Genomic DNA, 6,000 nt, shown 5'->3' with positions numbered 1-6,000 from the left:
ATCAAATGACGGGGTTGTGCATCATGCACTGGCTTTTAGCACACTGTTGAGTTCTCAAGAAACGGACTTGCTTTTTTAAGCTTGTGTTTCGTGTTGCTGTTGTGTCTTTATCTTTTCAGCGGTTCCGGTTAGTGTCAAACTGGCACTTTTTCGGTTCCTGCGGAAAAGACAACCCCTCTAACTTACCCGGGTCGCAGCCGATGTCAAATCAGCCGGTTTCCCGGAGGAAGTTGGTTGGGTCCGCTTCGGGGATCTGGCCGCTCCGGCTCTCTCGAGTCCGGCCCGCGCCCGTCCCGCTGGCGTAAGAAGAACGTTAGCACCTCTGCGGGGTTGCCGCGACCTTCTTCGGCAACCCCGCAATCATTCCCTGGCTACGAAAGCCTAAACCTGAGGCAATGCGGCGAGTTGGGCCTCGAGCCGAGCGATGTCCTCGGCGGCCTGGGCGGCGCGGGCGCGGACCTTCGCGACCACGTCGTCGGGAGCCTTCGACATGAACTGCTCGTTGCCGAGCTTGCCCGTGACCTGGGCTTCTTCCTTCTTCGCGACCGAGAGGTCCTTCTCCAGGCGCTTGCGCTCGGCGGCGACGTCGATGGTGCCGGCGGTGTCGATCTCGACGGTGACGGCGCCCACGACGAGCCGGGCGGTCGCGCTGAAATCTTCTCCAGACGGGTTGAGCTTCAGCAGCGATCTGATGGCGTCTTCGTGCGCGGCGACAGGCGTACCGGAAAGAGAGAGACGGGCGGCCACCTTCTGGCCGGGCTTGAGACCCTGATCGGAACGGAAGCGGCGGACCTCGGTGACGAGGTTCTGGACCGCCTCGATCTCCGCCTCGGCCGCCCGGTCGACGCGGCCGGGGTCGGAGGTCGGCCAGGGGGCGACGACGATCGACTCCTTTCCGGTGACCGCGCGCCACAGCTCCTCGGTGACGAACGGGGTCAGCGGATGGAGCAGGCGTAGCAGCGCGTCGAAGACGTGGCCGAGGACGCGCTTGGTGTTCTCGGCGACCTGGCCCCCACCGGCGATCTGGATCTTCGCGAGCTCCAGATACCAGTCGCAGACCTCGTCCCACGCGAAGTGGTAGAGCGCATCGCTGATCTTGGCGAACTCGAAGTCGTCGAAGGCCGTGTCGACAAGGGAGACCACCGACTGCAGGCGCGACAGGATCCAGCGGTCGGCCGCGGTCAGCTCATCGGGCAGGCCGTCGCTGACGGCGCCGTTCATGAGGGCGAACCGGGTGGCGTTCCAGATCTTGTTGCAGAAGTTGCGGGAGCCGGCCGCCCAGTCTTCACTGATCGCGACGTCGGAGCCGGGGTTGGCGCCGCGCAGCAGGGTGAAGCGGGTGGCGTCGGCGCCGTAGCGCTCGATCCAGTCGAGGGGGTCGATGACGTTGCCGAACGACTTCGACATCTTCTTGCCGAACTGGTCGCGGACCATGCCGTGGAGGGCGACGGTCTTGAACGGCGGCTGGCCGTCCATCGCGTAGATGCCGAACATCATCATCCTGGCGACCCAGAAGAAGAGGATGTCGTAGCCGGTGACCAGGACGGTCGTCGGATAGAACTTCTTCAGGTCGTCGGTCTGCTCGGGCCAGCCGAGCGTCGAGAACGGCCACAGACCCGAGGAGAACCAGGTGTCGAGGACGTCGGGATCCTGGGTGTAGCCCTCGGGGATCGCGTCGTCGGGGCCGACGCAGACGACCTCGCCGTCGGGACCGTAGTAGACCGGGATGCGGTGCCCCCACCAGAGCTGGCGGGAGATGCACCAGTCGTGCATGTCGTCGACCCAGTCGAAGTAGCGCTTGGCCAGCTCCGGCGGGTGGATGCGGGTGCGGCCCTCGCGGACGGCGTCGCCCGCCGCCTTGGCCAGCGGCGAGACGTTGACGAACCACTGCAGCGACAGGCGCGGCTCGACGACGGTCTTGCAGCGCGAGCAGTGGCCGACGCTGTGCAGGTAGGGACGCTTCTCGGCGACGATCCGGCCTTCGGCGCGCAGCGCCGCGACGACCGCGGGCCGCGCCTCGAACCGGTCGAGGCCCTCGAACGGACCGGCGGCGGTGATCACACCGCGTTCGTCCATCACCGTCAGGGACGGCAGGTCGTGGCGGCGGCCGATCTCGAAGTCGTTGGGGTCGTGGGCCGGGGTGACCTTGACCGCGCCGGTGCCGAACGCCGGGTCGACGTGGTCGTCGGCGACGATCGGGATGCGGCGGCCGGTCAGCGGCAGCTCGACCTCGGTGCCGACCAGGTGGGCGTAACGCTCGTCGGAGGGGTGGACCGCCACGGCGGTGTCGCCGAGCATGGTCTCGGCGCGGGTGGTGGCCACGACGATCGCGTCGGCGCCGTCGCCGTAGCGGATCGAAACGAGCTCGCCCTCGTCTTCCTGGTGTTCGACCTCGATGTCGGACAGCGCGGTCAGGCAGCGGGGGCACCAGTTGATGATGCGGTTGGCCCGGTAGATGAGGCCGTCGTCGAAGAGCCGCTTGAAGATCGTCTGGACGGCCCGCGAGAGGCCCTCGTCCATCGTGAAGCGTTCGCGGGACCAGTCGACGCCGTCGCCGAGCTTGGTCATCTGGCCGAGGATCCGGCCGCCCGACTCCTCTTTCCACTGCCAGACCCGGTCGACGAAGGCCTCACGGCCGAGGTCGTGGCGCGAGAGGCCCTCTTTGGCCAGCTCGCGCTCGACGACATTCTGCGTCGCGATTCCGGCGTGGTCCATGCCGGGCAGCCACAGAGCGGCCTTGTCCTGCATGCGGGCCCGGCGGGTCAGCGCGTCTTGGATGGAGTGGTCGAGGGCGTGGCCGACATGGAGCGAGCCGGTCACATTCGGCGGCGGGAGGACGATGCTGTACGGCTCTCGCCCGTCTACCGCGCTCGCTCCGAAGTGACCGGCCGCTACCCAGCGCTCGTAGCTGGGGGCCTCGACGTCGGCAGGGGCATACTGGGTCGGCAGTTCAGGCGTCGTCACGAAAGCCAATTCTAGAAGCTCCGGACGAGCACCCCGGCCCAATATGTGTTATGCGGACTTCTCGCGTGGGGTGCGCTGCTGCTTGAGCTGGTCACGTGGGATCAGCGTCGGGTTGACGTGTTCGAGGACCGCCTCGCGGGTGATCACGACCCGGGCGACATCCTGTCGCGAGGGCACTTCGTACATCACCGAGAGGAGGACCTCCTCCAGGATCGCGCGCAGACCACGGGCACCGGTGCCGCGCAGGATCGCCTGGTCGGCGATGGCCTCGAGCGCGTCGTCGGTGAAGTCGAGTTCGACGTTGTCGAGCTCGAACAGCCGGCGGTACTGCTTCACCAAAGCGTTGCGGGGCTCGGTGAGGATCTGGATCAGCGCCGGGCGGTCGAGGTTGTGGACGCTGGTGATGACCGGCAGACGGCCCACGAACTCGGGGATCATCCCGAACTTCAGCAGGTCTTCGGGCATCACGTCGCCGAAGATGTCGACCGAGTCGACTTCTTCCTTCGACCGGATGATGGCGTTGAAGCCGATGCCCTTCTTGCCCACCCGCGACTCGATGATCTTCTCGAGGCCGGCGAAGGCGCCACCGCAGATGAACAGCACGTTGGTGGTGTCGATCTGGATGAACTCCTGGTGGGGGTGCTTGCGGCCACCCTGCGGAGGCACCGATGCGGTGGTGCCTTCCAGTATCTTCAGCAGCGCCTGCTGGACACCCTCGCCCGAGACGTCGCGGGTGATCGACGGGTTCTCGCTCTTGCGGGCGATCTTGTCGACCTCGTCGATGTAGATGATGCCGGTCTCGGCCTTCTTGACGTCGTAGTCGGCGGCCTGGATCAGCTTCAGCAGGATGTTCTCGACGTCTTCACCCACGTAGCCGGCCTCGGTGAGGGCGGTGGCGTCGGCGATGGCGAACGGCACGTTGAGCATCTTGGCCAGGGTCTGGGCCAGCAGCGTCTTGCCCGAGCCGGTGGGGCCGAGGAGCAGGATGTTGCTCTTGGAGAGCTCCAGCCCGTCGTCGCGGCCGCGCTCGCCCGACTGGACGCGCTTGTAGTGGTTGTAGACGGCGACGGAGAGGGCCTTCTTGGCCTTGTCCTGGCCGATCACGTAGGCGTCGAGGAACTCGTAGATCTCGCGGGGCTTGGGGAGGTTGTCCCACTTCAGCTCGGAGGACTCGGAGAGCTCCTCTTCGATGATCTCGTTGCAGAGCTCGATGCACTCATCGCAGATGTAGACACCTGGCCCAGCGATGAGCTTCTTGACCTGCTTCTGGCTCTTGCCACAGAACGAGCATTTGAGCAGGTCTCCCCCGTCGCCGATGCGTGCCACCCCAGACTCTCCTTTGCGTGGGACCACCCTGCTGCCGCGGTCCGTCCATTCGCGCCGGTCACTTCGGTGCGAAAACGTCATCCCGCTCAGGTTTCGACGTTACCGTCTTCCGGGCCCTCAGTGAGCCCCCTAGCGGTGAGTCGCACCGGAAGGTGCCCAATTGGGCACCGTTCCGGTGCACTTGCGACCTTCGAACTCTTTTACGAGGCGACGGCAGCCGTCTGGCGCTTGCGCGACGGAATGATGTCGTCGACGATCCCGTAGGCCTTGGCCTCGACCGCGCTGAGGATCTTGTCGCGCTCGATGTCGCGACGGACCTCGGACGGCTCCTTGCCGGTGTGCTTGGCCACGATCTGCTCCAGAAGGTCCCGCATACGCAGGATCTCACGAGCCTGGATCTCGATGTCGGAACCCTGGCCGCCGCCCTCGGTGGAGGGCTGGTGGATCAGGACCCGGGCGTTCGGCAGGGCGAAGCGCTTGCCGGGCGTGCCGCCCGACAGCAGCACCGCCGCGGCCGAGGCCGCCTGGCCCAGGCACACCGTCTGGATCTCCGGCCGGACGAACTGCATCGTGTCGTAGATCGCCGTCATGGCCGTGAAGGAGCCACCGGGCGAGTTGATGTAGATGCTGATGTCACGGTCGGGGTCGAGCGACTCGAGCGTCAGGAGCTGCGCCATCACGTCGTTGGCCGACGCGTCGTCGATCTGCACGCCGAGGAAGATGATGCGGTCCTCGAACAGCTTGTTGTACGGGTTCATCTCCTTCACGCCGTAGGTCGTGCGCTCGACGAACGAAGGGATGATGTAGCGGCCGTTGATGTCACCCGGCCGGATCAGGTCACTCATGGACGCTCCCGTCATGAAACGGCGCCCTCGGAGGGCACCTGCCGCGCGCTGCGCACGACTTGGTCGATGAAGCCGTAGTCCTTGGCCTCGTCGGCCGTGAACCAGCGGTCGCGGTCGGAGTCGCGCTCGATCTGGTCGAGCGGCTGCCCGGTGTGGGAGGCGATGCGCTCCGCCAGGGTCTTCTTGACGTAGAGCATCTGCTCGGCCTGGATCGCGATGTCGGCGGCGGTACCGCCGATGCCACCCGAAGGCTGGTGCATCATGATCCGGGCGTGGGGCAGGGCGTAGCGCTTCCCGGGCGTGCCGGCGCAGAGCAGGAACTGGCCCATGGAAGCGGCCAGGCCCATCGCCACCGTGACTACGTCGTTCGGCACATATTGCATCATGTCGTAAATCGCCATGCCGGCCGTGACAGAACCGCCGGGAGAGTTGATGTACATCGAGATGTCCCGGCTGGGATCGTCGGCGGCGAGCAGCAGCAGCTCGGCGCAAAGCCGGTTGGCGACCTCGTCATTGACCTGAGTGCCGAGCACCACGATTCGCTCGCGCAGCAGACGCTGGTAGAGCTGGTCTTCGAAACGGGCGGGGCCATTCTCTCTGCCACGCGCCTCAGGCTCGAAGCCGATGGGCTGGAAGAAGGTCGGCGGGCTGGTCACAGCGTCACCTTCCGATGCGTCGTTATCGATTGGCTTTGCTCGACCCTAACGCGCGCCGCCGATAGGTCATGCCCCCTCACCCGGGTGTTCGCTGACGGCGCATGGTCCCCCACGCCCTGTTTGTACGACTTTCGCCTTTCGCATGACGTACAGAACACATGCCAAGAGGCCCCCGGTGGAAACCGGGGGCCTGATGAACGGCGATGAGC

The 6,000-nt window shown here is 65.8% G+C and carries 4 protein-coding genes; all 4 read right to left on the bottom strand.

Annotated features, from left to right (window positions below):
* Window positions 1-381: 381 nt before the first annotated feature.
* Complete coding sequence (locus ACYQ78_RS36965; RefSeq protein ID WP_459805641.1) at window positions 382-2,964, bottom strand: valine--tRNA ligase; 2,583 nt, start codon at window positions 2,962-2,964, stop codon at window positions 382-384.
* A 48-nt stretch (window positions 2,965-3,012) separates the two neighbouring features.
* Entirely contained in the window at window positions 3,013-4,290 is a 1,278-nt protein-coding gene (gene clpX / locus ACYQ78_RS36960; RefSeq protein ID WP_459805640.1) for an ATP-dependent Clp protease ATP-binding subunit ClpX, read from the bottom strand.
* Between the two features lie 200 nt (window positions 4,291-4,490).
* On the bottom strand, window positions 4,491-5,135 hold the full coding sequence (locus ACYQ78_RS36955) for an ATP-dependent Clp protease proteolytic subunit (RefSeq protein WP_459805639.1): 645 nt from the start codon (window positions 5,133-5,135) through the stop codon (window positions 4,491-4,493).
* Window positions 5,136-5,146: 11 nt separating this feature from the next.
* Window positions 5,147-5,791 carry a ClpP family protease gene (locus tag ACYQ78_RS36950; RefSeq protein ID WP_459805638.1) on the bottom strand — a complete coding sequence of 215 codons (645 nt, stop codon included), beginning with the start codon at window positions 5,789-5,791 and terminating at the stop codon, window positions 5,147-5,149.
* Window positions 5,792-6,000: the final 209 nt, after the last annotated feature.

This window comes from Herbidospora sp. RD11066 (genome assembly GCF_054661255.1).
The sequence above is the reverse complement of the archived record's forward strand: the minus strand, read 5'-3'. Positions and strand labels throughout refer to the sequence as shown.